Below are 22,891 nucleotides of genomic sequence, written 5' to 3' on the forward strand. Positions count from 1 at the left end.
GGGCAGAGAATAAAACACCGCGTGTATTGCCCTCACTTGTTCTTCATTTCGGCGCTTTTCCGATTCCCGCCTTCGGTCAAAAAACACCCCGCTGCAGATCCCGCGAACAATTGGACAAGCGCCTATGAGTTCCACTTCCGGCGGCGAAGCCATCGTCAACGGCCTGATCGCGCACGGCGTCGATACCATGTTCGGCCTGCCCGGCGCGCAGATCTACGGGCTGTTCGATGCGTTCCAGCAGGCGCAGCTCAAGGTCATCGGCGCACGCCATGAGCAGGCCTGTGGCTACATGGCTTTCGGCTACGCGCGATCGAGCGGCCGGCCCGGCGTGTTCAGCGTGGTGCCCGGTCCCGGCGTGCTCAACGCCGGCGCGGCCTTGCTGACCGCCCTTGGCTCGAACGAACCGGTGCTGTGCCTGACCGGGCAGGTGCCGACCGATTTCATCGGCAAGGGCCGCGGCCATCTGCATGAAATGCCCGACCAGCTTGCGACGCTGCGCACCTTCGTCAAATGGGCCGACAGAATCGAATATCCCGATGCCGCGCCCGCCATGGTTTCGCGCGCGTTCCAGGAAATGCTGTCGGGACGCCGCGGCCCGGTGGCGCTGGAAATGCCGTGGGACGTGTTCACGCAGCGCGCCGAAGTCGGCCCCGCAAAACCGTTCGAGCTTTTTCCGGCGCCGCGGCCCGATCCCGATCGCATCAAGGCCGCCGCCACGCTGATCGTGGCCAGCAAGACGCCGATGATCTTCGTCGGCAGCGGCGCCATTGCCGCCCGCGACGAGATCCTGGAACTGGCCGAACTGATCGATGCGCCGGTGGTGGCATTCCGCAGCGGACGCGGCATCGTCTCCAACGCCCATGAACTTGGGCTGACGATGGCGGCGGCCTACCGGCTCTGGCCGCATACCGATCTGATGATCGGCATCGGCACGCGGATGGAATTGCCGGCCACGTTCCGCTGGCCGTTCCGGCCCGACGGCTTGAAATCGGTTCGCATCGATATCGACCCGTCGGAAATGCGCCGGTTGACGGTGGACGTCCCGGTGGTCGCCGATGCGCAGGCCGGCACGCGCGAACTGCTCGCCGCGGTCAGAAAGCAGGGCTACACCAAAACCAGCGGCCGGCGCGCGGCGATCCGCGAGGCGACGGCCGCAGCGCTCTCGGAGATTCAAAGCATTCAGCCGCAGATAGCGTATCTGAACATCCTGCGCGAGGTGCTGCCCGCGAACGCGATCGTGACCGATGAAATGTCACAGGTCGGCTTCACCTCCTGGTACGGCTTCCCGGTCTACGAGCCGCGCAGCTTCATCACCTCGGGTTATCAGGGTACACTCGGCTCGGGCTTCCCCACCGCGCTCGGCGCCAAGGTCGCGCATCCGGACCGGCCCGTGGTCGCGATCACCGGCGATGGCGGCTTCATGTTCGGCGTGCAGGAACTGGCGACCGCGGTGCAGTTCAACATCGGCGTGGTGACGCTGGTCTTCAACAACAACGCCTATGGCAATGTGCGGCGCGACCAGATCGAACGCTTCGACGGCCGCGTGGTGGCTTCCGACCTCGTCAATCCGGATTTCGTCAGGCTCGCGGAATCCTTCGGCGTGAAAGCCTGGCGCGTCACCTCGCCGGACCATTTCCGATCCTCTCTGGAAAAGGCGCTGGCGCATGGCGGGCCGGCCCTGATCGCCATCGAGGTGCCGGCGGATTCGGAAGCGAGCCCGTGGAAATTCATTCATCCGGCGAAGCCATAAGATCAACCGCCGTCATTCCGGGTTCGATGCTGCGCATCGCTTCGGAATGACGGCGGAAATTTCGCGCGGCTTGTGCTCAGCGCGCCTTGCGAAACGTCAGATTGATGCGTTGCCGGCCCATCACCGCATGTTCGCCGTCGGCGAGCGGCGCGACGCCGTGAAAGAAAAGCCGCGACGGCCCGCCCCACACCACGATATCGCCATGCTCCAGCCGATGGCGACTTGGCTTGTCGGTGCGCTTCAATCCGCCGAACAGGAAGATCGCGGGCAGGCCCAGCGACACCGAGACGATCGGCGCGCCGAAATCGTGCTCATCCTTGTCCTGGTGCAGGGACATCCGCGCGCCCGGCTGGTAGCGGTTGATCAGGCAGGCATCCGGCAAGAAGGCGTCGAAGCCCGCTTCCATCGCGGCGCGGCCGGCCAACGCGCGAAACGATTCCGGCATCGGCGGCCAGGGCTTTCCGGATTGCGGGTCGATGCCATCATAGCGATAGCCGCTGCGATCGGTGACCCAGCCGGCGCCGCCGCAATTGGTCATCGCCACCGACATTGGATGGCCGCCCGGCGTCGACATATGGCGAAACGGCGCCTGCTCCACGATCGCGTGCAACGCCGCGATCAGATCGCTTTCCACCGGCCCGGCAAATCCGCGCAGCAGGACGGCGCCCGCCGCGATTTGCTCGCGCGAAAACCGCTGATCCGGAAGACTGTCGAATAAATCCGCGCTCAAACCAGCTCACTTCGCATCGTGGAAGATCACGCCGAGGGTGTGGCGATGGCCGGAGCGGATCCGGCTGACGCCGTGGCGCAGGTTAACGCGATAGAACCCGCGTGTCCCCTGCACCGGCCGGTGATGCACGGCAAAGACGACCGCGTCGCCTTGCGCGAGCGTCACCACTTCGGGCCGCGACTGCATCCGCGGCCGCTGCTCGGTCAGCACGAATTCGCCGCCGGTGAAATCGCGGCCCGGCTCCGAAAGCAGGATCGCGACCTGCAACGGAAACACGTGCTCGCCATAAAGGTCCTGATGCAGGCAATTATAGTCGCCGGCGCCATATTGCAGCAGCAGCGGCGTCGGCCTGACCTGGCCGGCATCGTGGCAGCGTTTCAGGAAGGCCTCGTGAAGCTCGGGATAGCGGGTCTCGATCCCCATCGTCTCGTTCCAGCCATTGGCGACGCTGACGAGTGGCGCATACAGCGCCGGCCGCAATTCGGCGATCAAATCGGGAAGCGGATAGGAAAAATATTTATACTCGCCGCGGCCGAAACCGTGGCGGCCCATCACGACGCGGCTGCGGAAATGCGTGTCATCCGGATAAAACGCGGCCAGCGCATGGCATTCATCCGGCGACAGCAGATGCTTCAGGACAGCGCAGCCCTGCGCGTCGAGATCGTGGCTTGCCTGCCGCCAGTCGATCGCACCGACGCGCGCGGCGATGTCAGAGGAGACCGGTGAACGGAGATTCTTTGTTGCAAGGGCTTTCATGGTGATCAGCTTGACAAAGCAGAGCGCATTTCACCACCCGATTTCCGCCCCCTCCATTCTGGTCGTCCTCGCGAAAGCGAGAACCCATAACCACCGGCCTTTATCGTCGCGCTCGGTGGTGGCACCACCGTGTTCAAACTGATTCATCGGTGGTTATGGGTCCCGGCGTTCGCCGGGACGACAAACTAACCCCGCACCGGCAGCGTGATCACGTCATAGGCGTGGCGGATGCTGCGCTTCAGCACGGGATCCTCGAACTCGTATTCAAAACGGCTGGCGGGGCGGATGCCGCCCTTGGCCGCGAAAGTACCGCCGAACATGGCGCAGCCGTCGGGCAGATTTTTGCCGCCAAAGCCCTTCTCGATCAATTCCTTCACCGGCAGCATCGCGTCGAGCGTGCCCTCCTGGTACAGCACGCGCTCGCCATCGATCCAGGCGAACGAGCGCAGGATCAGCCGGTCCCAATGGCCGATGACGTCTTCCAGTTCCCACAATTCGGACGCGATCGGCTTGTCGCACATCTGCTTGGAGACGGTGACGCTGTAGGTTTCGACCTTGCGGTCGGTGTGATCGGAGCCGAGACCGACGAAGACGCGGCCCTGCCATCCGATCAGCACGAACTCCACCTCGCCGCTCGAGTCCTCGCCGCTGACCTCGATGCTGTCGGCGGTGGTCAGGCGGCGCGCCGCGACCCGGTAATAGATCGGCGTCGTGGCCGGCCGCGCAACGCCGATGGCCTCGAGTTCGGCGATGTGCTTGTCGCGCGCCACCGGATCCCGCCCGGTCCAGCCGGCGACCACGGCCTGATCGATCGGCAGCGTCAGCGGGGTCGGCGCGCCCTGATCGTCGATGGTGAAGGTGAGATCAAACACGGATGACAGCCTCCATTCCGGCCGCGAGTTCAAGGATGCGGCTGTCCGCTCCACCTGCCGCCGCCAGCATCAACCCGACCGGCACTTCACCCTCGCGATGGGCGGGGAGCGATATCGCGCAGCCGTCGATCATGTTGATGAGCGTGCAATTGCGCAGCGCGCGCAAATTCGCCGCGGCGAAGGCATTGTCGTCGGCGAGATCGGCGATCCGCGGCGGGGTGTTGGCGGTGGTCGGCAGCACCAGCGCGTCATAGGGCGCGATGCGCTTTTCCGCGCGCGCGATCAGCGACCGCCGGGCGTTGAGCATATCGATATATTCGGCGGCGGTGATGGCCTCGCCGCGCGCGACACGCACCGACACCCGGGGATCGTAATCGTCGCCCTTGCTGGCGAGCAGATAGCGATGCCAGGCGTAGCTCTCCGCGGCGGTCAAGCCGCCTTTGGCGCTGATGATTCCAACATCGAGGAATTCCGGCACCTCGACCCGCTCGATCAGCGCGCCCTGGCGCGACAGCGCCGCCAGCGCGCGGTCGAAGGTTTTCGCCACCGCATCGTCGAGATCGTCGAGCGCCAGAGTCGTCGGCACCGCCAGCCGCATGCCCTTGACCGGGCGCAGCTGCAAGGGCGTGATCGGCTGATCGGCCAGCACCGCGTCGAGCACCGCGCAGCACGAGGCGGTACGCGCCAGCGGGCCGAAACTGTCGAGCGAAAACGACAGCGGCACGCCGCCGTCGAGCGGGACACGGCGCTGCGTCGGCTTGAAGCCGACAATGCCGTTGAAGGCCGCTGGAATCCGGCAGGAGCCGCCGGTATCGGTGCCAAGCGCGCCATAGGCCATGCCGTCCGCGATGGAGACCGCCGCGCCCGATGACGATCCGCCGGGAACATGGCCGACGCTGCGCTGCCATACGCCCTTCGGGGTGCCGTAATGCGGATTGATGCCGATGCCGGAATAGGCGAACTCGGTCATGTTGGTGCGGCCGATCACGACGAAGCCAGCCCGGCGCAACCGCGCCACCACGGTCGCATCGGCTTCGGCCGGGGCCGAATCCTCCAGCGCCCGCGAGCCGGCGCGGGTCACCTGCCCCTTGATGTCGAACAGATCCTTGATCGAGACCGGAATGCCGGCAAACCGCGACGGCGCGGCGTTCGCCTTGCGCAGGTGATCCATCGCGTCGGCCGCCTCAAGGGCGGCTTCCTTGTCGACATGGATAAAGGCGCGCTGGCCCTCGCCTGCCGGGTCAGCGATCCTGGCGATGCATTGCTCGACCAGTTTGCGGGCGCTGGTGCGTCCGCTTTCAAGATCGTCGGCCAAAGTGGCAAGGGTTGTCGTGTTGGGCATGGCTACTGGTCTCGTCGCTTGCAGGAACCGTCGCTCGGTTCCGGTCGGAAGCGTTACTTTTCGCCCGAAGCGGGCTCAATGTCGAGATCGAGCAGCGCGGAGCTCAGCGATTTGCCATGAGCGTCGAGCGCCAGTGATCGCGTCACCCCGCCGCCAAGCGCACGATCCATAACGAAATTTAATGCAGCGATGGTCGGAACCTCATAACGGATCACCTCGCCTTCGACCACCCCGGCGAAATGGGCTTTTACCCGTTCGGAAGTGACCTGCGCCAGCAGCAGCGGATAGTCCTTCTTGTCATAGGCAATGACCGAGATGTTGGAGATGTTGCCCTTGTCGCCGGTGCGGGAATGGGCAATCTCGCGCAGCTTCATGGCTCAGGCTCCCACGAAGCGCACTTGCGGCATGGCACGCTCGCGCGGTAGCAGGACCGAGGCCACCGCGACCACGTCGCGCGCCGATTTGAACGCGCCGCCGCCGCCGGCCGGGCCGTTGGTATAGAGCGTTTCGACCTCATTGCCGATCCGCACCGCCTCGCGCAGATTTTCGGTGCGGCCCGCGACGCGAATACGCACCTCATAGGGTTCGTTGGCGCGCGCGGAAATTTCCGGCCCGTGCAGCGAGTCGAGGCCGATCAGGTCGAAGCGCAATTCGCTGGCCGCAACGCCCGTGAGCTTGAGCCGTTCCCTGACAATCTCCAGCGCCAGTTTGCCCCGCGCCAGCGCGCCGGGCCCGGCGTAGGACATCTGCCCCTCGCCGATAAAACTGTCGAGATAGCCGACCGAGACTTTCAGCGTGCCGGTGCGCTCGCTGCCGCGCCCGCCGCTGACGCGCACGCGATCCGGCGCGATCTCCTCGACCCTTACCTGCGAGAAATCGGCGACCACGTCCGGCTGAATATAGCGTTTGGGATCGTGTACCTCGTAGAGCAATTGCTCCTTGCAGGTCCGCGCCGTCACCGCGCCGCCGGAGCCCGCGACCTTGGTAATCACGAGCGCGCCGTCTTCGCCGACCTCGCCGATCGGAAAGCCGAGCCGGGCCAGCCCCTCGACATCCTTGTAGGGGGGATCGGCGAAATAGCCGCCGGTGATCTGCCCCGCGCATTCCAGCAAATGGCCGGCGACAGTGCCCTGCCCCAGCAGATTCCAGTCGTCCATCGCCCAGCCGAAGGCATGGATCATCGGCGCCAGGAACAACGCCGGATCCGAGGCGCGCCCGGTGATGACGACATCGGCGCCACCGCTCAGCGCCTGCGCCATCGGCTCGGCGCCGAGATAGGCGTTGGCCGACAACAACCGGTTGCCAAGCTGCTTGATGGTGCCGTCGAATTCCATGATCGGAAGATCGCCTTGCTTGCAGGCATCGAGCACATCGTCGCCGACCACGGCGGCAATCTTCAGCGCCGGAAGCCCGAGCGATCTGGCGATCTCGGCGGTCTTGCGCGCGGCGGCTTCGGGATTGGCCGCGCCCATATTGGTGACGATCTTGATGCCCCTGGCGGCGCAGGCCGGCAGCACCGCACGCATCCGCTCCTCGAGCAGCGGATCGTAGCCGCTGTCGGGATTTTTCATCCGCGCCTGCTGCGCCAGCGCCACGGTGCGCTCGCCGAGGCATTCGAACACCAGATATTGGATGTCGCCCTTTTCGGCGAGTTCGAGCGCGGGCTCGATGCGATCGCCCGAGTAACCCGCGCCGGACCCGATCCTGATCGTGCGCATCACTTCAGCCCGAAATAAGCCCGCCGCAGCGCCTCGTTGTCGGTCATTTCCGCGACCGTGCCGGAAAAGCCGATGCGGCCGCCTTCCAGCACGAACACCCGTGTCGCCACTTCCAGGAAGCCGATATTCTGCTCCGCGATCAAAAGCGCAAGGCCGCGACCGCGCAAATCCGCCAGGATCCGGAGCACTTCCTTGACAAACAGCGGCGACAGGCCGGCCGACGGTTCGTCCATGACGAGGAGTTTCGGCTCCGCTGCGAGCGCTTTCGCGATGCCGAGCATCTTGCGCTGGCCGCCCGAAAGGCTCGATGCCGGATTGCGGCGCTTGTCGCGCAGCACCGGAAAGAGGCCGTACAGTTCCTCGACGCGCGCGCCGGGATCGGCATGGCCCAGCGCCTGCGCGCCGACGCGGATGTTTTCCTCGATCGACAGATCTGGGAATACCGCGAGCTCCGACATATAGGTCATGCCGAGCCGCATCCGGTCGCTGGAACGCATCCGCGTGATGTCGGTGCCGGCAAGGCTGATGCTGCCGCGCCGCGCCTCGATCAACCCGACCAGCGATTTGAGAAAGGTGGTCTTGCCGGCGCCGTTGGCGCCGAGCAGCAGCACGGTCTCGCCGGCGCGGACGTCGAGATCGACGCCCCACAACACCTGCATCGTGCCGTAACCGGCATCGACGCCGGTGGCCTTCATCAATGGCGCGGCTTCAGGCGGCATGTTCGCCTCCGAGGAACACTTCGATGACTTGCGGCACCTGGACCGCGACCGCGAGCTTGCCCTCGAAAATCTCCTTGCCGGCGTTCATGACGATGACGCGGTCGGTGATGTGCTCGATGAAACCCATGAGATGCTCGACCACGATGATCGCGATCCCGGTCTGGGCCAACGCCTTGATGCGTTCGGCGATCCAGTCGAGCTCGGTCGGATTGAGCCCGGCGGCGAGTTCGTCGAGCAGCAGCAGCCGCGGGCGGGTGGCGAGGGCGCGGACCAGATCGAGGATCTTTTGCTGCACGTTGTTGAGATCGGCCGCCGGCCGGTCGGCGACTTCGGCTAGCCGGTATTCGTCGAGCAGCGCCTCTGTCGTCGGTGGCGTCACCGCGGCTCGGCCATAGGCCAGCGCAACCTCGATGTTCTGGCGCACCGTCAGCGACATGAACGGCTTCGGCACCTGGAACGTGCGGTTGACGCCGCGATGAACCAGCTTGTGCGAGGCCATGCCGCCGATCGACACGCCATCCATCACGATCTCACCGCCATCAGGGGCATAGAGACCCGAGATCACGTTGATCGCGGTGGTCTTGCCGGAGCCGTTGGGTCCGACCAGCCCGAGGATTTCGCCTGATACGACATGGAAGCTCAGGCCGTCGAGCGCGTAAAAGCCGCCGAAGCGTTTGACGACCTTGGAAACATTGAGAATGGGCTTGCTGTCAGGGGACATGCCACCCCCTGCGGGTCGCGAGCGAAACCAGCCCTGCGGGCAGGAACAGCACCAGTCCCATGATCAGAAGTCCGTAGATCAACTGGAAATATTGCGGCGCGGTGAAGCCGATCAGATTGTAGATGCCATAGAGCATGATGACGCCGATGATCGGCCCGGTGATGGTGGCAACCCCACCGAACAGCGCGAACACGATCGCGAAGATGCTGAAATCGCCGCTGAAGACGTTATCGGGATAGAACACCGAGACGTACCAAGCATAGACGCCGCCGGCGAGCCCGGCGACCAGCGCCGAGGCGAGCCACGCGATCACGCGCATCCTCACCACATCGACACCGGCCATCGAGGCGCTGACCGAATCTTCCCGCACCGCCTGCAGCGCGAGGCCAAAACGGGAATTCTTCAGGAACACCACGAAAACAAGCGTCAGCGCCATCACGACGACCGCCGCCGCATAGGCCATGTTCGGATCGAAGGTGCCGGAGAGCGCGACCCCGTAGGGCCCGCGGGTGACGCTTTCCAACGCGGGATTGGCCACGAAGTGCAGCACCGCCAGCGATGCGGCCAGATTGGCGATCGCGAAATAGGCGCCGGACAGCCGCAGCAGCGGTGTCAGCAGCAGCCCCAACGCGACGCCGACAAGGCCCGCGACGATCACGGCAAGCACCGCGGGCGTCTGGTACTGCATGACCATGATCGCGAAACCGTAGGCGCCGGCGCCGAAGAAGCCGACATAGCCGAACGGCAGATAGCCGGTAAAACCGTAAATGATGTTCACGCCCTGGGCGAGGATCAGGAAGATCACGAAATTGAACAGCAACAGATGGTTTTGATACACGCCCGGCAGCACCGCGAAGATGACGACCAGCGGCACGACCATGAACAAGAGATGCTTGAGGGAGCTAGGCAACGCGCACCCGCCTTCCAAGCAGGCCGCTCGGACGCAACAGCAGAATGAAGATCAGGAGCACATAGGGCAAAAGGTCGGCCCATGAACTGAGATAGGTCTGTACCATCATATAGCAGACACCATAAACCACGCCGCCGAGCGCGGTACCGAGTGGATTGCCGAGCGACCCCAGCACGACGATGGCGAACGACGTGACGGTCGCGTCCGCGCCGAACGCCGGCGTCACCGATCCGAACATGAAGGGCGCGAACACGCCGGCAACCGCGGCGAGGCCGAGGCCGATGCCGAAGGCCGCGGCGGAGATGCGATCGACGTCGATGCCGGTAGCCAGCGCCTCGTCCCGCCGTGACATCACCGCGCGGGTCAGCGTGCCCATCCGCGTGCGATACAGATAGACGTAAACGAGAGCGATCGCGAGCAGGCTGGTGCCGGCCGCGATCACCCACGGCGCCGGAAATCCCTGGCCGAAGATATGCACCGGACCGGCCGGCCCCGGCTTGCCGCCGAACAGCTTGACCTTGATGGTCGAGAACACCGTGCCGAGCAGCCGGCTTTGAATCGAGCGCTCGCTGGTGCCGGAGAAAATCGTGGTAATGGCCTCGATCACCTGCGACAGGCCGAAGAACAGGATGATCGAGAGCATTTCCGGATTCACCGAGCCTTGCAGCCGCGGCACCAGGACCCAATAGAGCAACACGCCGACCAGCAAGAACACCACGAAGGCCAGCGGCACCGCGAACAGCGGATCGATGCCGGCCAGCGTCACGATCCCGAACGCCACGAACGCGCCGAGCATCAGGAAATCGCCATGCGCAAGATTGACGATGCGCATGACGCCGAACACGAGGTTGAGACCGATTCCGACCAGGCTGAAATACAGCCCGAACAGGACACCGGCAACGAGCGCATAGATCAGCATCGGCGCCTCGCTCCCGGCGTCCGGCCTTCAATCTGCAATCGGGTCATGGACGCGGATAAACCGGCTTTCCGGTCGCTGTTTCGTGCGGATAGATCGAGACGAACTTGACGTGGTCCGAGTCGTGCTCGTTCAGTTCGAGTTGGCCGAGCGGCGTCAATTCGCCGATCTGGCCGCCGGTCTCGTCGAGCGCGTAAGTTCCGTCGAGCGTCTTCAACTCTCCCGACAGGCTGAAATTGGCACGGCGCAGTTCGAGCTGATCGAGGCTGGTCGCAACCGCCAGCGTCTTCTCGACGATGAGCCCGGTGGTGTAACCGGCGACCGCATTGAAGCCGAACTCGACCTTGCCGTCGGGATAGGCCTTGTTCCAGGCGGCGCGATATTCCTTCATGTTCATGCCGAAATTAACGGGATATTCGGCTTCGGATGGCGGCACATAGGTGAAGACGTGCTCCAGGCCCTTGGCGCCGACGTTCTTTTCCAGCAGTTCGGTCTCGAGGCCGGCATAGATGCAGAACAGCATGTTGAACTTGGTCCCGACATCCTGGACGTTGCGCAGGAAGGCGATGTCGTTCGGCGCATAGCCGAAATGGATCACCGCGTCAGGCTCGGTGTTCGCGATATTGTTGATGATGACCGTGTAGTTGGTGGTCTCGGTCGGAACGCCCTGGTCGTAGACGATTTCAATCGGTGCTCCGGAATCCTTGATGAACTGGCGGAATGCGTTGGCCTGGGTGCCGGTGAATTCGTTGGTCGAGTACAACAGCGCGATTTTCTTGATCCCGAGGGCAGGACCGTCATGGATGAGGAAGTCCGCGACCGGCTTGGGCCACACCGTCGAGGCCGGGTCGGCCATCAGCGCGATGTAGGGATTATCCTTGGCGAAGAAGCTGGCGCCGGTGCCAGTCTGGTCGAACAGGAACATCTTGCGGTCGCGCGCGATCGTCACCGCCGGAGCCGTCAGCACCGAGCCCGAATCCGCAACCAGCAGATCGACCTTATCCTGCGTGACAAGCTGGTTATACAGCGTCGCTGCGGTCGCCGTGTTGCTCTGATCGTCATAGGATACAAGCTTGAGGGGAATTTTCTTGTCGAACGCCTTTACATAGACGCCGCCTTCGGCATTCTTCTGGTCGGCCCAGAGCTTGAGCCCGTTATAGACCGGCATCGAAATCGAGGCGTAGCGCCCCGAGGATGCGTAAAGCGTGCCGACCTTGATTTCCGCCGGCGCATCGGCAGCCATCGCCTGGGTAGCGATCGCCAGACCTGCTGCCAGAATTGCGCCCGTCACCTTCAACATTAAAGTCCTCCCGTTTTTCAATTCGGGCGGACCATAGCCCGGCCGGTTGCACCGATACAAGCACCCCGGACTAATCCATTGTGCGTGTGCCGGAATATGGCCATGCGACAGGCGCGCAGGACCGTTGACGGCCAGCGGTCCAATGTCGCATCAAAATACAAGCCAGCCGCCCCAAAAATGAGCCGGCTCCAGGGAGAGATCAACCAATGGCCGAAGCGGCGCGCCCGACCAAAACCGACGCTGGAGACCCGACATTTCCGGGATGGCACGCAGGCAGGCGAATTGCGCCTGCTGCGCTGCGATGCCGGCGCTTCTGTCAACTTCCCGCCGCGCGGCATGTTAACGGCATCAGGCGCAATCATCTTTACGAACGAGAATTAGGAAACGACCGGTTCGGGCGCAGCACACGATCCGTCATTGCCGGGCTTGACCCGGCAATCCACCTTCTTCTGAAGGATGGATGCGCGGGTCGAGCCCGCGCATGACGATCTGATTTCGCTTGAGCCGCGGCAAAACAGGACAGAGAGGCATCATGACCGGCACCAAATCACTCCAGGATAAAGTCATCATCGTCACCGGCGCGGGGCGCGGCATCGGCAGCGAGATCGCGCTGCTCTGTGCGGCCGAAGGCGCCAAGGTCGTGGTCAACGATCCCGGCGTCGCCGCTGACGGCTCGGGAACGAGCGCGGCACCGGCCGAGGAAGTGGTCGAGGAAATCAAGAAGCGCGGCGGCACGGCGGTGGCGAATTTCGAGACCGTCGCCGAAGCGATCCCGGCCAGCCGGATCGTCAAGGCGGCGACCGATCATTTCGGCAGGCTCGACGGCGTCGTCAACAACGCCGGCATCCTGCGCGACATGATCTTCCACCGCATGAGCGTCGAAGCCTTCGAATCCGTCATCAAGGTTCATTTGATGGGGTCGTTCTACGTCTCGCATGCCGCGGCACGGCTGTTCCGCGAGCAGGAAAGCGGCTCGTTCGTTCATTTCACCTCGACCTCGGGTCTGGTCGGCAATTTCGGCCAGGCCAATTACGCCGCAGCCAAACTCGGCATCGTGGGCCTGTCGAAATCGATCGCGCTCGACATGAACCGTTTCAATGTGCGTTCGAACTGCATCTCGCCGTTCGCCTGGAGCCGGATGATCGGAACGATTCCGACCGAGACCGAGGCCGAGAAAGCACGCGTCGCCAAACTCCAGCAAATGGGGCCGGAAAAGATCGCCCCGGTCGCGGCCTACCTGCTCAGCGAGGCGTCCAAGGAAGTCACCGGCCAGATTTTTGCGGTGCGCATGAACGAGATTTTCCTGATGAGCCAGTCGCGTCCGCTGCGCTCGGTGCATCGCGGCGAAGGCTGGACCCCGCAGACCATCGCCGAGCACGCGATGCCGGCGCTGAAGCCATCGTTCTACAAGCTCGACCGCTCGGCGGATATCTTCAGCTGGGATGCGATCTGAGGAGATCTCCCATTTCTCGAAGCGCCCCTCACGAAACGCAAGGGACGGCTCACGAAACCATCTCCGGTTTTTCCCCAAAGATTTGCCGGATTGCGCAGCTACGATTGCCCCCAACAAAAACCGCGGGAGGCCATCAATCATGTCAAACCAGCCGACCTTTCCCGACAAACATGACGAAGACGGATTGGACAATCTCGATCGCCGCGTCTTGCTCAAGGGCGCGGCGGCCCTTGTGACAACCACCGCGATGAGTTCGCAAGCCATGGCACGCGATTACAGCCCCGGCGCCGCGCCGCAGCGCTATCCCGATCCCGACATTGTCGTCATCAACGACAAGCGCTTCAAGGCCAAGGTCGGAAACACCTCGATCAAGCGGCTCTATACCGGCTGCCTGTGGGCGGAAGGGCCGGCCTGGAACGCGCAAGGCCAATATCTGATATGGAGCGATATTCCGGCCAACCGCCAGCTCCGTTACCTTGACGATGACGGTCACATCTCGGAGCAATTTCGCAAGCCGTCCAACGAAGCCAACGGCAACACCTTCGATTTCGAGGGGCGGCAGATCACTTGCGAGCGCACCCGGGTCGTGCGTTTCGAGCATGATGGCTCGTCCACCGTGCTGGCCGAGCAGGCAGGCGGCAAGCCGCTCAACAGCCCGAACGATGTCGTGGTGCATCCCAACGACAAATCGATCTGGTTCACCGATCCCGGCTACGGCGCGATCGTCCTTTACGAGGGGCAAAGGACCAATAACGGCTCGCTGCAGCCCTATCAGAAGGAAGCGGTCTACCGCGTCGACGCGCTGACCGGCCAGGTCACCAAGGTTGCCGACGAGCCGTTCAAACCGAACGGCATCGCCTTCAGCCATGACTACAAGAAGGTCTATGTCTGCGACAGCGGCAGCACGCATTACCCGAACGCCAAGAACATCGTGTGGCAATACGATCTCGATGGCGACAAGCTTTCCAATCCGCGCACGCTGCTCGACATGGCGCTGGACGGCAAATCCGGATTTCCGGACGGCATGCGGGTCGACACCGAGGGCAATATCTGGGTCGGCGCGGGCTGGGTCGGCGACGGTTATGACGGCGTCCAGGTGTTCGCGCCGGACGGCGAACGCATCGGCCAGATCCGGCTGCCCGAGGCCTGCGCCAATCTCTGCTTCGGCGGCCGCAAGCGCAACCGCCTGTTCATGACGGCGAGCCAGTCGCTCTACGCGGTTTATGTCGAGACCCAGGGCGCGCATAATTGCTGAGGTCGCGCCAGCAACGCCACACCTAACCGCTATTCCTCAACCCCGCCGAAATGCCGTTGATGGTGAGCTGGATGCCGCGCAGGATCTGCTCGTCCGGATTCTGTGCGCGATGCTCTTTCAGCAACTCGACCTGCACATGGTTCAGCGGATCGAGATAGGGAAAGCGGTTGCGGATCGAACGTTCCAGCAGCGGATTGCCTTGCAGCAACCGGTCCTGTCCCATGATGTCGAGCAGCGCCTCGATCGAGCTGTGCCATTCGCGGCGGATGCGCCCGAAGATGTTTTCGCGCAGGCTCTCGTCCGGCACCAGTTCGGCGTAACGCGACGCGATCGCGATCGAGCTTTTCGCCAGCACCATGTCCATGTTCGACAGCAGCATGCGGAAGAACGGCCAGTCGCGATAGATCTCCTTCAGGAACGGCATGCCCTGGTCCGGATGCTGCGCGATCCAGGCCTCGACCGCGCTGCCGAAACCGTACCAGCCCGGCAGCATCAGGCGGCACTGCGCCCAGCTGAAGACCCAGGGGATGGCGCGAAGATCCTCGATCGCGCGGGTTTTCTTACGCGACGCCGGCCGGCTGCCGATGTTCAGCGTTGCGATCTCGGTGATGACCGTGGAGGCCCAGAAATAATCCGCGAAGCCCTCGGTCTCATAGACCAGCCCGCGATAGGCCTTGAAGGCGAGCGCGGACAATTCCTCCATCGCCTCCAGATATTCGCGGCGCGGCGCGCTCTGCTTCGGCTGCAACAGGCTCGCTTCCAGCGTTGCCGCGGCGAGGATTTCCAGATTGTTGCGGCCGACCTCGGCGTTGGAATATTTGCTGGAAATGATTTCGCCCTGCTCGGTGATCCGGATCTGGCCGTTCACCGCCCCGCCCGGCTGCGCGATGATCGCATCATAGCTCGGTCCGCCGCCGCGGCCGACCGAACCGCCGCGGCCGTGGAACAGCCGCAGGCGTACGCCGTGGCGCTCGAACACGCCGACCAGCCCGATCTCGGCCTTGTAGAGTTCCCAGCCCGAGGTGACGAAGCCGCCATCCTTGTTGCTGTCGGAATAGCCGAGCATCACTTCCTGCACCGCGCCGCGACTGTCCACCAGCTTGCGGTAATCGTGCAGCGCCAGCATCCGGTCCATGATGCCGCTGGAAGCCTGCAAATCCTCGATGGTCTCGAACAACGGCACGATGTTGATGGCGCTGCGGCCGGAAGGATCGACCAGCCCGGCCTCCTTCAACAGCAACGCGACTTCGAGCATGTCCGACATCCCCTGACACATCGAGATGATGCATTGGGAAATGACGTCGGCGCCGAATTTGGCGTGCGCCTCGACGGCGGCGTGGAACACCGCGAGTTCGCCCAGCGTCTCTTCGCTGTACTTCACGAATGACGAGGTCAGCGGCCGCGCATTGCGCAATTCGTTCGACAGCAGCGCGATCCGCGCGTCCTCGCTCAGGGCCAGATACGACATACCCGGCGTCGCGGCATCGATCAGTTCCGCGACCGTGCGTTCATGCACCGCGGAATTCTGCCGCATGTCGAGTCGGGCCAGATGGAAGCCGAAGCAATCCACCGCCCGGCGCAGCAGCCGCAAGCGCCCGCGGGCGATGACGCGGGAATTGTTCGCGACCAGCGAGCGGTCGAGCACGTCGAGATCGGCCTTGAACTCCTGCACGCTCGCATAGGGCGCGGCCTCGCCCACCGGCTTGCGCGTGATCTCCACATCGAGCTTCGCGGCGGTCGCGGTGAGACGCGCATAGATCCCAGAGACCGCCAGCCGGTACGGCTCGCCCTTCCGATGCGGCGAAGTGTCGGGCGAGCGCTGAGCCAGCGCACGCAGCTCCTCGGAAATATCGGCCAGATGCGCCGCCAGCGACAATTCGGAGCCGAGCACATGCAGCTCTTCAAGGTAATAATTGAGCACGCGGCTCGATTGCAGGCGCAGCGTGCCGCGCATGATGTCGGCGGTGACGAAGGCATTGCCGTCGCGGTCGCCCCCGATCCAGCTTCCCATCTTGAGGAAAGAGGCGAGTTCGCCCGGATCTGGATCATCGTCTTCCCTGTCCAGCCGATCCTCCAGCGCGCAATGCAGCCGCGGCACCTCATGCAGGAAGCTATAGTCATAGAAGGAAAGGCCGTTGGCGACCTCGTCGAGCACCGTGAGCTTGGTACGGCGCAGGAGATTGGTCTGCCACAACGTCTCCACCTCGCGGCGCAACTGCTCCTCGCCGGCCTCGATCTCTTCCGCCGTCAACTGGACCCGCTCGCGGCGATCCAGCAGCGCCGCGACTTCCATCTCGCGGTCGATGGTGCTCTTGCGCCGCACTTCGGTCGGATGCGCGGTCAGAACCGGGCTGACCAGAGCGCCCTTGAAGAAACTACGCAGATCGGCGGCGCTGAAACCCGCCGCCCGCGCATGCGCCAGGGTATCGGCAAATATTCCCGAAGGCCGAGCGCGCATCCGGCGGATGTTGTTCTGGTCTTCGGCGATGTTGGCGAGATGCGAAAAATAGCTGAAGGCGCGGACGATCCGCACGGTCTCGCTGATCGACATGCTGTCGAGAATGGTTTCGAGCTCGCGCCGCGCCAGGCGGTCCTCGTCGCGGTGGAACCGGATCGAGGTCTGCCGGATGCGCTCGACCAGGTCGAACACATCGGCGCCCTCCTGGTCGCGCACGGTGTCGCCGAGGATGCGCCCCAACAGCCGGATGTCGTTCCTGAGCCGCGCATCTTCTTCGAGCGCCGAGACGTCCTCGACACGATGGGATCCGGCGTCGGCGTCAGAAGGCATGATCTGGGGAGACATGATCTGGGTGGACATGGCTGACGGCTCCAGAAACTGCCCGGCGGTCCCAGTCTGCAATTTTTTCGATGCGGCGCAAGATCAAGATAGAGGCGGCGATCCGCGTTTCTTTCGTCATTGCCGGATCTGTTCCGGCCATCCACGTCCTGGCTTGCGGCACCATTCCATCAAAGACACGGATCACCGGGAGACGTCGGCGATCCTGTCCGAGATTGTTACAGACCCGTTCTTCGATAAGCCTCTTCCTCCTATTCTTATCCTTATGCTTCTTTATGTCGCTTTACAGAACGGCGCTGGCCGGATTTAGTCAAACGACCAATTAATGTGCAATCCTTGGGTGGAAACGATGTTCAGGGATCAGCTTCTCGCCGGCCGGCGCATTCTCGTGACCGGAGGCGGCACCGGCCTTGGCAAATCCATGGCCGCGCGCTTTCTCCAGCTTGGCGCCGAAGTCCACATCTGCGGCCGCCGCAAAAGCGTCTGCGACGAGACCGCGACCGAGCTGATGGATCTCTATGGCGGCCGGGTAACGAGCCACGGCGTCGATATCCGCGATGCGGCGGCCGTCGACGGGATGATCGAGACGATTTTCACGCAAGGCCCCCTCACCGATCTCATCAACAACGCCGCGGGCAATTTCATCTCGCGCACCGAGGAGCTGAGCCCGCGCGGTTTCGACGCGGTCGCCAACATCGTGATGCACGGCACGTTCTATGTGACGCAGGCGGTGGGCCGGCGCTGGATCGCGGCGAAGCAGGGCGGCAACGTGGTGTCGATCACCGTGACCTGGGTGCGCAACGGCTCGCCCTATGTGGTGCCGTCGGCGATGAGCAAATCCGCCGTCCACGCCATGACGATGTCGCTGGCAGCCGAATGGGGAAAATACGGCATCCGCCTGAATAGTATTGCGCCCGGCGAAATTCCGACCGAGGGCATGAGCAAGCGCATCAAGCCCGGCGATGAGGCCGGCGCGCGCACCAGGGCGATGAACCCGATGGGCCGCGTCGGCACCATGGAGGAATTGCAGAACCTCGCGGTGTTCCTGATCTCCGGCGGCTGCGACTGGATCAACGGCGAGACCATCGCGATGGACGGCGCGCAGGCGCTGGCGACCGGCGGCAATTTCTATCAGCTGCGCGACTGGTCCGATGCCGACTGGGCGCAGGCGCGCGAACAGATCAAGGCGCAGAACGAAAAGGATCGCGCGGCGCGATCGGCCCCTTCGAAATAATCGCGCCGGCGCGCGGGCCATATGCGCTGAACGCAGGCCGTTGCGAGAGGCGCCGGTTTGCGCATCGAGCTGTCCTGCGCTATCGGAACGGCAATTCCCCATAACCAAGAAACGACGGGAGCCAATATGGACCTGAAATTCTCCAAGGTGACGCGCAAGGGCCCGGTCACGATCGTGACGCTGTCGCGCCCTGAAGTTTACAACGCGCTGCATATCGATGCGCATTTCGAGCTCAACAAGGTGTTCGACGATTTCGCCGCCGATCCCGAGCAGTGGGTCGCGATCGTCACCGGCGCCGGCGACAAGGCGTTCTGCGCCGGCAACGATCTGAAATGGCAAGCGGCCGGCGGCAAGCGCGGCTGGGATACGGGCGGATTCGCCGGACTGACCTCCCGGTTCGATTGCGACAAGCCGATCATCGCCGCCGTCAACGGCGTCGCGATGGGCGGCGGCTTCGAGGTCGCGCTGGCCTGCGACCTCATCATCGCCGCCGAAAACGCTATCTTCGCGCTGCCCGAGCCGCATGTCGGCCTCGCGGCGCTGGCCGGCGGCCTGCACCGGCTGCCGCGGCAGATCGGACTCAAGCGCGCGATGGGCATGATCCTGACCGCGCGCCACGTCTCGGCCCGCGAAGGCCACGAGCTCGGTTTCGTCAACGAGGTGGTGCCGCCGGGCGAAGCGCTCGCCGCCGCCAAACGCTGGGCTGCGACCATCTGCAACAACAGCCCGATGTCGATCCGCGCTTCCAAGCAGGCCATTCAAAAGGGGCTCGCGGTTTCGCTGGAGCAGGCCATCACCGAGCAGCGCGATTATCCGGCGGTGAAGGCGATGGCGGCCTCGCAGGATTACATCGAGGGGCCGAAGGCGTTTTCGGAGAAGCGGGCGCCGAAATGGCTGGGGAAGTGACGCTCCGTCGCCATGAGATATGAGCGAGATAACCAACCACCGTCATTCCGGAGCGCAACGAAGTCGCGAGCCGGAATCCATAACCACGATCGGGAGTATGGATTCCGGGCCTGCGCCTGACGGCGCATCCCGGAATGACGGGAAATTGAAACGCCGCAAAGCGCTCCCCTCATTTGCCGTTGAATTTCGCCGGGCGCTTTTCCAGGAATGCGCCGACGCCCTCCTTGAAATCTTCGGTCGCGCCGGCCTGGCGCTGTGACTCGAATTCGAGATTGAGCTGGTCCTCGAACGAATTTTCCGCGCTGTCCCAATAGAGCTTGCGGATCAGCGACAGCGCTACCGTCGGGCCGTTGGCGAGTTCATGCGCCAGCTTCATGGCCTCGTCCATCAGCACGGCGTCGTCGTAAACCCGGTTGACCAGCCCCCATTCCAGCGCCTTCTCCGCCGGCAGCCGCTCGCCCATCAGCGACAATTCGATCGCACGCGCCTTGCCGATCAGCCGCGGCAAGAGCCAGGTCGAGCCGCAGTCCGGCACCAGGCCGATGCGGCGGAACGCTTGCAGGAAATAAGACGAGCGCGCGCACAGGATCATATCGCCCATCAAGGCGAAGCTCATCCCGGCGCCGGCCGCGGGCCCGTTGACCGCGGTGACGATCGGGCAATGCAAATTGCGCAGCCGCCGCAGGAACGGATGGAACGCGGTTTCCAGCGCCGCACCGGCATTGCTGCGGCCCGGCTTCTGGTTGTTGCGGCCCTGCAAATTGGCGCCGGTGCAGAAGGCGCGCCCGGCTCCGGTCAGGACTAGGCAGCGCACTTCCGCGCGGCGGTCGGCGACCTCGTCGAGCGCCTCGGCCAGGCTGCCGAGCATCTCGATCGAGACCGCGTTCATGACCTCGGGATGGTCGAGTTTGAGGATGGCGACGGGGCCGTCGAATTCCAGCGTGACGTGCTTGAACTGCATGGTTTCCTCGCAAATGTTGGTCCGCCTGGTCGTTGCCGCGGCGGATTGGATTTCGGTCCATATTTGATTTTTGCCGGCTTCTTGTCCATGCTTGAGGGCAAATATCTGATACGCGTCATACCAAAGGGAAACGCCGGAAAGGAAATCTCCATGAGCATCTTCGATCTTACCGGCCGCGTGGCCATCGTCACCGGCGGCAATGGCGGCATCGGCCTTGGCATCGCGCAGGCGCTGTGCGCCGCCGGCTGCAACGTCTCGATCTGGGGCCGCAACGCCGAAAAGAACAACGGCGCCGCCGCGACGCTGGCCGCCGGATCCGGCAAGGCCGATACGCAGATCTGCGACGTCACCGATTCCGCTTCGGTCGCAGATGCGATGAAGGCGACGCTCGACCGGTTCGGCCGCGTCGACGGCTGCTTCGCCAATGCCGGCATCGGCGGCGGCGGACGGCGCGCCTTCATCGACCGCACCGAAGAGGAATGGCGAACGATGTTCGCCACCAATCTCGACGGCGTGTTCCATGTGTTTCAGGCCGCCGCCCGCCACATGACAGAGCGCGCCGAAGCGGGCGACCGGTTCGGCCGGCTGGTCGCCACCTCGAGCCTGGCGTCGCTGTTCGGCACCGCGCGCAACGAGCACTACGCCGGCACCAAGGCCGCGCTCAACGCGCTGTGCCGCGCGCTCGCGGTCGAACTGGCGCGCTACGGCGTCACCGCCAATGCGATCCTGCCCGGCTGGATCAAGAGCGAGATGACCGCGGGGCTGATGGCCAACGACAAGTTCGTCGCCAACGTGATACCGCGCATTCCGGTGCGCCGGTTCGGCGAGCCCTCTGATTTCGGAGGCATCGCGGTCTATCTGATGAGCCAGGCGTCGTCCTACCATACGGCCGATTGCCTCGTGATCGACGGCGGCTATACGGCGTTTTGAGGATGAGACTGTCATATCCCGCGCATGCGGGATATCCAGTACGCTGCGGCCTTTCGGATCAATCACTGACGCCTCGGATTCTGGATCGCCCGCCTTCGTGGGCGGTGACGACTGGATATGACTCCGACTTCGCGCCGGATGACACACTCTCGTCCTCATCCTGAGGAGCGGCCGGCAGGCCGCGTCTCGAAGGATGGGCCACGACAAGATTGGTGACGCACGTCCGCCTTCCCGCGGCGCGGATAGCGCCCGAGTGCTGCACAACCGCCGCCCATAAAACAGAGGGCGCAGCGCGCCCCTCAAGAGAGGGCGCAGGAAACGCCGGGTGCCCGCCGCACCCGCAGCCTCGCGTGCAAAGGTAAAAAGCACACGAGTTCGTCACCACAGGTGTACCGGAACGCCCGGCGTTTCCTGCGCAATGGTTTTAACGGCTTATTCCGCGCTCTCCCCGGCGACGAATTCGTCTTGTCACCGTCATCGGCGGATTGAAGGTTTTGTCAGTTCGGTCGAACCGACATCGCCTCCGCCAATTTGACACCAGCAACGGGTGCCAGGACCACACGGCTTCACCGTCCGCAACAGCGCCGTTCGTCCGCGCGGCGTCATCGCTCACGAGCCGTGAAGCCCGCCCTGCGATTCCATTCGCGCGCCCGGCGCTGCCGCGTCCACCGCTTCCCGCGCCCAACGTCCGTGACGATCGCGATACGCCCCTCTTGTGGGTGCGGGATGGCGCGGCAGATGCAGATGATTTGGGTCGGATGAAAACCGAAATATTTTTAAGAACGGGGCTGGACAGGCGACTCAGCGAGTAGCCCTTACGAGACCGTAAGACAGGCTGGCCAAAAGGCGTAACCCGCCTGTTATTGTCGTAAAAGGCGGATTACGCTTCGCTGATCCGCCCCACAGTTCATCGCCAGGAAATCACATCATGGAATACGCCCCTTCCGATCTCGCCCCCCGCGAACGTTACAAGGTGCTGGCCAGCTTCGTGCTGCCGCGGCCGATCGCGTGGGTGACGACAGTCGGCCCCACCGGTGTCGTCAACGCCGCGCCGTTCAGCTTCTTCAACGTGCTGTGCGAGGATCCGCCGCTGTGCATCTTCGCCGCCAACCATCGGCCCGACGGCCGCATCAAGGACACGGTGGTCAACATCCAGCGCACAGGCGAGTTCGTGGTCCACATGACCGATGAGCCGCTGGCGCTTGCGATGCACGAAACTAGCGGCGATTTTCCGCCCGAGATTGGCGAGCCCGGCTATCTCGGCCTCAAGCTCGCGCCCTCCTCCAAGATCGCGGCGCCGCGGCTGGCCGATGCGCCGTGGGCGATGGAATGCAAGACCTGGAAGACGATCGACGTCAACAGCGACCGGCTGCTGATCATCGGCGAAGGCGTCAATTTCTACATCCGCGACGATCTGTGGGACACCGCCACCATGCGCGTGAACATGGAGAAGTATCACCCGATCGGCCGCATGTTCGCCGACCGTTACTGCCGCACCGACGACCGGATCGTGTTTCCGCCGGCGGAAGGAGTGACCGCGAAATAGGTTGCACTCCATCATTCCGGGGCGATGCAAAGCATCGAACTACGATGTGCAATTGCACATCGTAGAATCTCGAGA

20 protein-coding genes and 1 pseudogene are annotated in these 22,891 nt (G+C 63.8%); 8 read left to right on the top strand and 13 right to left on the bottom strand.

Translation table 11 applies throughout. The features are described 5' to 3' along the window. Positions 1 to 124 precede the first annotated feature (124 nt). The gene (locus HB630_RS07375; RefSeq protein WP_213771323.1) at positions 125 to 1,750 is read left to right on the top strand and encodes a thiamine pyrophosphate-dependent enzyme; all 1,626 of its coding nucleotides are present in this window, start codon (positions 125 to 127) and stop codon (positions 1,748 to 1,750) included. Between the two features lie 76 nt (positions 1,751 to 1,826). Here the strand turns inward: HB630_RS07375 and alkB are convergent, their stop codons facing one another. The 11 genes from alkB to HB630_RS07430 form a co-directional block, all read right to left on the bottom strand. Beyond that, positions 1,827 to 2,480: a DNA oxidative demethylase AlkB gene (alkB, locus tag HB630_RS07380; protein ID WP_213771325.1), complete on the bottom strand. Its 654-nt coding sequence runs from the start codon at positions 2,478 to 2,480 to the stop codon at positions 1,827 to 1,829. Between the two features lie 6 nt (positions 2,481 to 2,486). After that, positions 2,487 to 3,236, bottom strand: coding sequence for a 2OG-Fe(II) oxygenase (locus HB630_RS07385; protein WP_213771326.1), 750 nt, complete (start codon positions 3,234 to 3,236; stop codon positions 2,487 to 2,489). A gap of 185 nt (positions 3,237 to 3,421) precedes the next feature. Then, positions 3,422 to 4,108 carry a DUF2848 family protein gene (locus HB630_RS07390; RefSeq protein WP_213771327.1) on the bottom strand — a complete coding sequence of 229 codons (687 nt, stop codon included), beginning with the start codon at positions 4,106 to 4,108 and terminating at the stop codon, positions 3,422 to 3,424. After that, positions 4,101 to 5,450, bottom strand: a complete 1,350-nt coding sequence (locus tag HB630_RS07395; protein ID WP_213771328.1) for an amidase — start codon at positions 5,448 to 5,450, stop codon at positions 4,101 to 4,103. The genes HB630_RS07390 and HB630_RS07395 overlap by 8 nt, the downstream gene beginning before the upstream one ends. A gap of 53 nt (positions 5,451 to 5,503) precedes the next feature. Beyond that, entirely contained in the window at positions 5,504 to 5,824 is a 321-nt protein-coding gene (locus HB630_RS07400) for a hypothetical protein (protein ID WP_213771329.1), read from the bottom strand. Between the two features lie 3 nt (positions 5,825 to 5,827). Then, the gene (locus HB630_RS07405) at positions 5,828 to 7,168 is read right to left on the bottom strand and encodes an acyclic terpene utilization AtuA family protein (RefSeq protein ID WP_213771330.1); all 1,341 of its coding nucleotides are present in this window, start codon (positions 7,166 to 7,168) and stop codon (positions 5,828 to 5,830) included. Beyond that, positions 7,168 to 7,887, bottom strand: a complete 720-nt coding sequence (locus HB630_RS07410) for an ABC transporter ATP-binding protein (protein ID WP_213771332.1) — start codon at positions 7,885 to 7,887, stop codon at positions 7,168 to 7,170. Before HB630_RS07410 ends, HB630_RS07405 begins: the two co-directional genes overlap by 1 nt. Next, the gene (locus HB630_RS07415) at positions 7,877 to 8,608 is read right to left on the bottom strand and encodes an ATP-binding cassette domain-containing protein (protein WP_213771334.1); all 732 of its coding nucleotides are present in this window, start codon (positions 8,606 to 8,608) and stop codon (positions 7,877 to 7,879) included. The genes HB630_RS07410 and HB630_RS07415 overlap by 11 nt, the downstream gene beginning before the upstream one ends. Beyond that, entirely contained in the window at positions 8,598 to 9,518 is a 921-nt protein-coding gene (locus HB630_RS07420; RefSeq protein ID WP_213771336.1) for a branched-chain amino acid ABC transporter permease, read from the bottom strand. Before HB630_RS07420 ends, HB630_RS07415 begins: the two co-directional genes overlap by 11 nt. Beyond that, positions 9,511 to 10,437 (bottom strand): branched-chain amino acid ABC transporter permease, encoded by a 927-nt coding sequence (locus HB630_RS07425; protein ID WP_213771337.1) that lies wholly within the window; start codon positions 10,435 to 10,437, stop codon positions 9,511 to 9,513. Before HB630_RS07425 ends, HB630_RS07420 begins: the two co-directional genes overlap by 8 nt. 43 nt (positions 10,438 to 10,480) lie before the next feature. Further along, positions 10,481 to 11,734, bottom strand: a complete 1,254-nt coding sequence (locus tag HB630_RS07430) for an amino acid ABC transporter substrate-binding protein (RefSeq protein WP_213771339.1) — start codon at positions 11,732 to 11,734, stop codon at positions 10,481 to 10,483. Positions 11,735 to 11,911: 177 nt separating this feature from the next. On the opposite strand from HB630_RS07430, the pseudogene HB630_RS07435 reads away from it, so the two are divergent. The 3 genes and pseudogenes from HB630_RS07435 to HB630_RS07445 form a co-directional block, all read left to right on the top strand. Continuing rightward, a pseudogene (locus tag HB630_RS07435) lies at positions 11,912 to 12,067 on the top strand (DNA-binding protein); the annotation flags it as partial. 199 nt (positions 12,068 to 12,266) lie between these two features. Continuing rightward, on the top strand, positions 12,267 to 13,187 hold the full coding sequence (locus HB630_RS07440) for an SDR family NAD(P)-dependent oxidoreductase (protein ID WP_213771341.1): 921 nt from the start codon (positions 12,267 to 12,269) through the stop codon (positions 13,185 to 13,187). 139 nt (positions 13,188 to 13,326) lie between these two features. Continuing rightward, complete coding sequence (locus HB630_RS07445) at positions 13,327 to 14,442, top strand: SMP-30/gluconolactonase/LRE family protein (RefSeq protein ID WP_213771342.1); 1,116 nt, start codon at positions 13,327 to 13,329, stop codon at positions 14,440 to 14,442. A 22-nt stretch (positions 14,443 to 14,464) separates the two neighbouring features. On the opposite strand, the gene ppc is transcribed toward HB630_RS07445, so the two are convergent. Next, complete coding sequence (gene ppc / locus HB630_RS07450) at positions 14,465 to 17,245, bottom strand: phosphoenolpyruvate carboxylase (protein WP_213771904.1); 2,781 nt, start codon at positions 17,243 to 17,245, stop codon at positions 14,465 to 14,467. 343 nt (positions 17,246 to 17,588) lie between these two features. Between ppc and HB630_RS07455 the strand changes: the two genes are divergently transcribed. Continuing rightward, on the top strand, positions 17,589 to 18,473 hold the full coding sequence (locus HB630_RS07455; RefSeq protein ID WP_213771344.1) for an SDR family oxidoreductase: 885 nt from the start codon (positions 17,589 to 17,591) through the stop codon (positions 18,471 to 18,473). A 126-nt stretch (positions 18,474 to 18,599) separates the two neighbouring features. Further along, the gene (locus HB630_RS07460) at positions 18,600 to 19,379 is read left to right on the top strand and encodes an enoyl-CoA hydratase-related protein (RefSeq protein ID WP_213771345.1); all 780 of its coding nucleotides are present in this window, start codon (positions 18,600 to 18,602) and stop codon (positions 19,377 to 19,379) included. Between the two features lie 169 nt (positions 19,380 to 19,548). On the opposite strand, the gene HB630_RS07465 is transcribed toward HB630_RS07460, so the two are convergent. Next, positions 19,549 to 20,340 (bottom strand): enoyl-CoA hydratase/isomerase, encoded by a 792-nt coding sequence (locus tag HB630_RS07465; protein WP_213771347.1) that lies wholly within the window; start codon positions 20,338 to 20,340, stop codon positions 19,549 to 19,551. A gap of 150 nt (positions 20,341 to 20,490) precedes the next feature. On the opposite strand from HB630_RS07465, the gene HB630_RS07470 reads away from it, so the two are divergent. Both HB630_RS07470 and HB630_RS07475 read left to right on the top strand, forming a co-directional pair. Beyond that, a complete protein-coding gene (locus HB630_RS07470; protein WP_213771349.1) occupies positions 20,491 to 21,270 on the top strand; it encodes an SDR family oxidoreductase in 780 nt (259 codons plus the stop codon). Between the two features lie 928 nt (positions 21,271 to 22,198). After that, positions 22,199 to 22,816: a flavin reductase family protein gene (locus HB630_RS07475; RefSeq protein WP_213771351.1), complete on the top strand. Its 618-nt coding sequence runs from the start codon at positions 22,199 to 22,201 to the stop codon at positions 22,814 to 22,816. The last annotated feature ends 75 nt before the right edge of the window (positions 22,817 to 22,891 follow it).

This window comes from Bradyrhizobium sp. dw_78 (assembly GCF_018449525.1).
Lineage (GTDB): Bacteria > Pseudomonadota > Alphaproteobacteria > Rhizobiales > Xanthobacteraceae > Bradyrhizobium.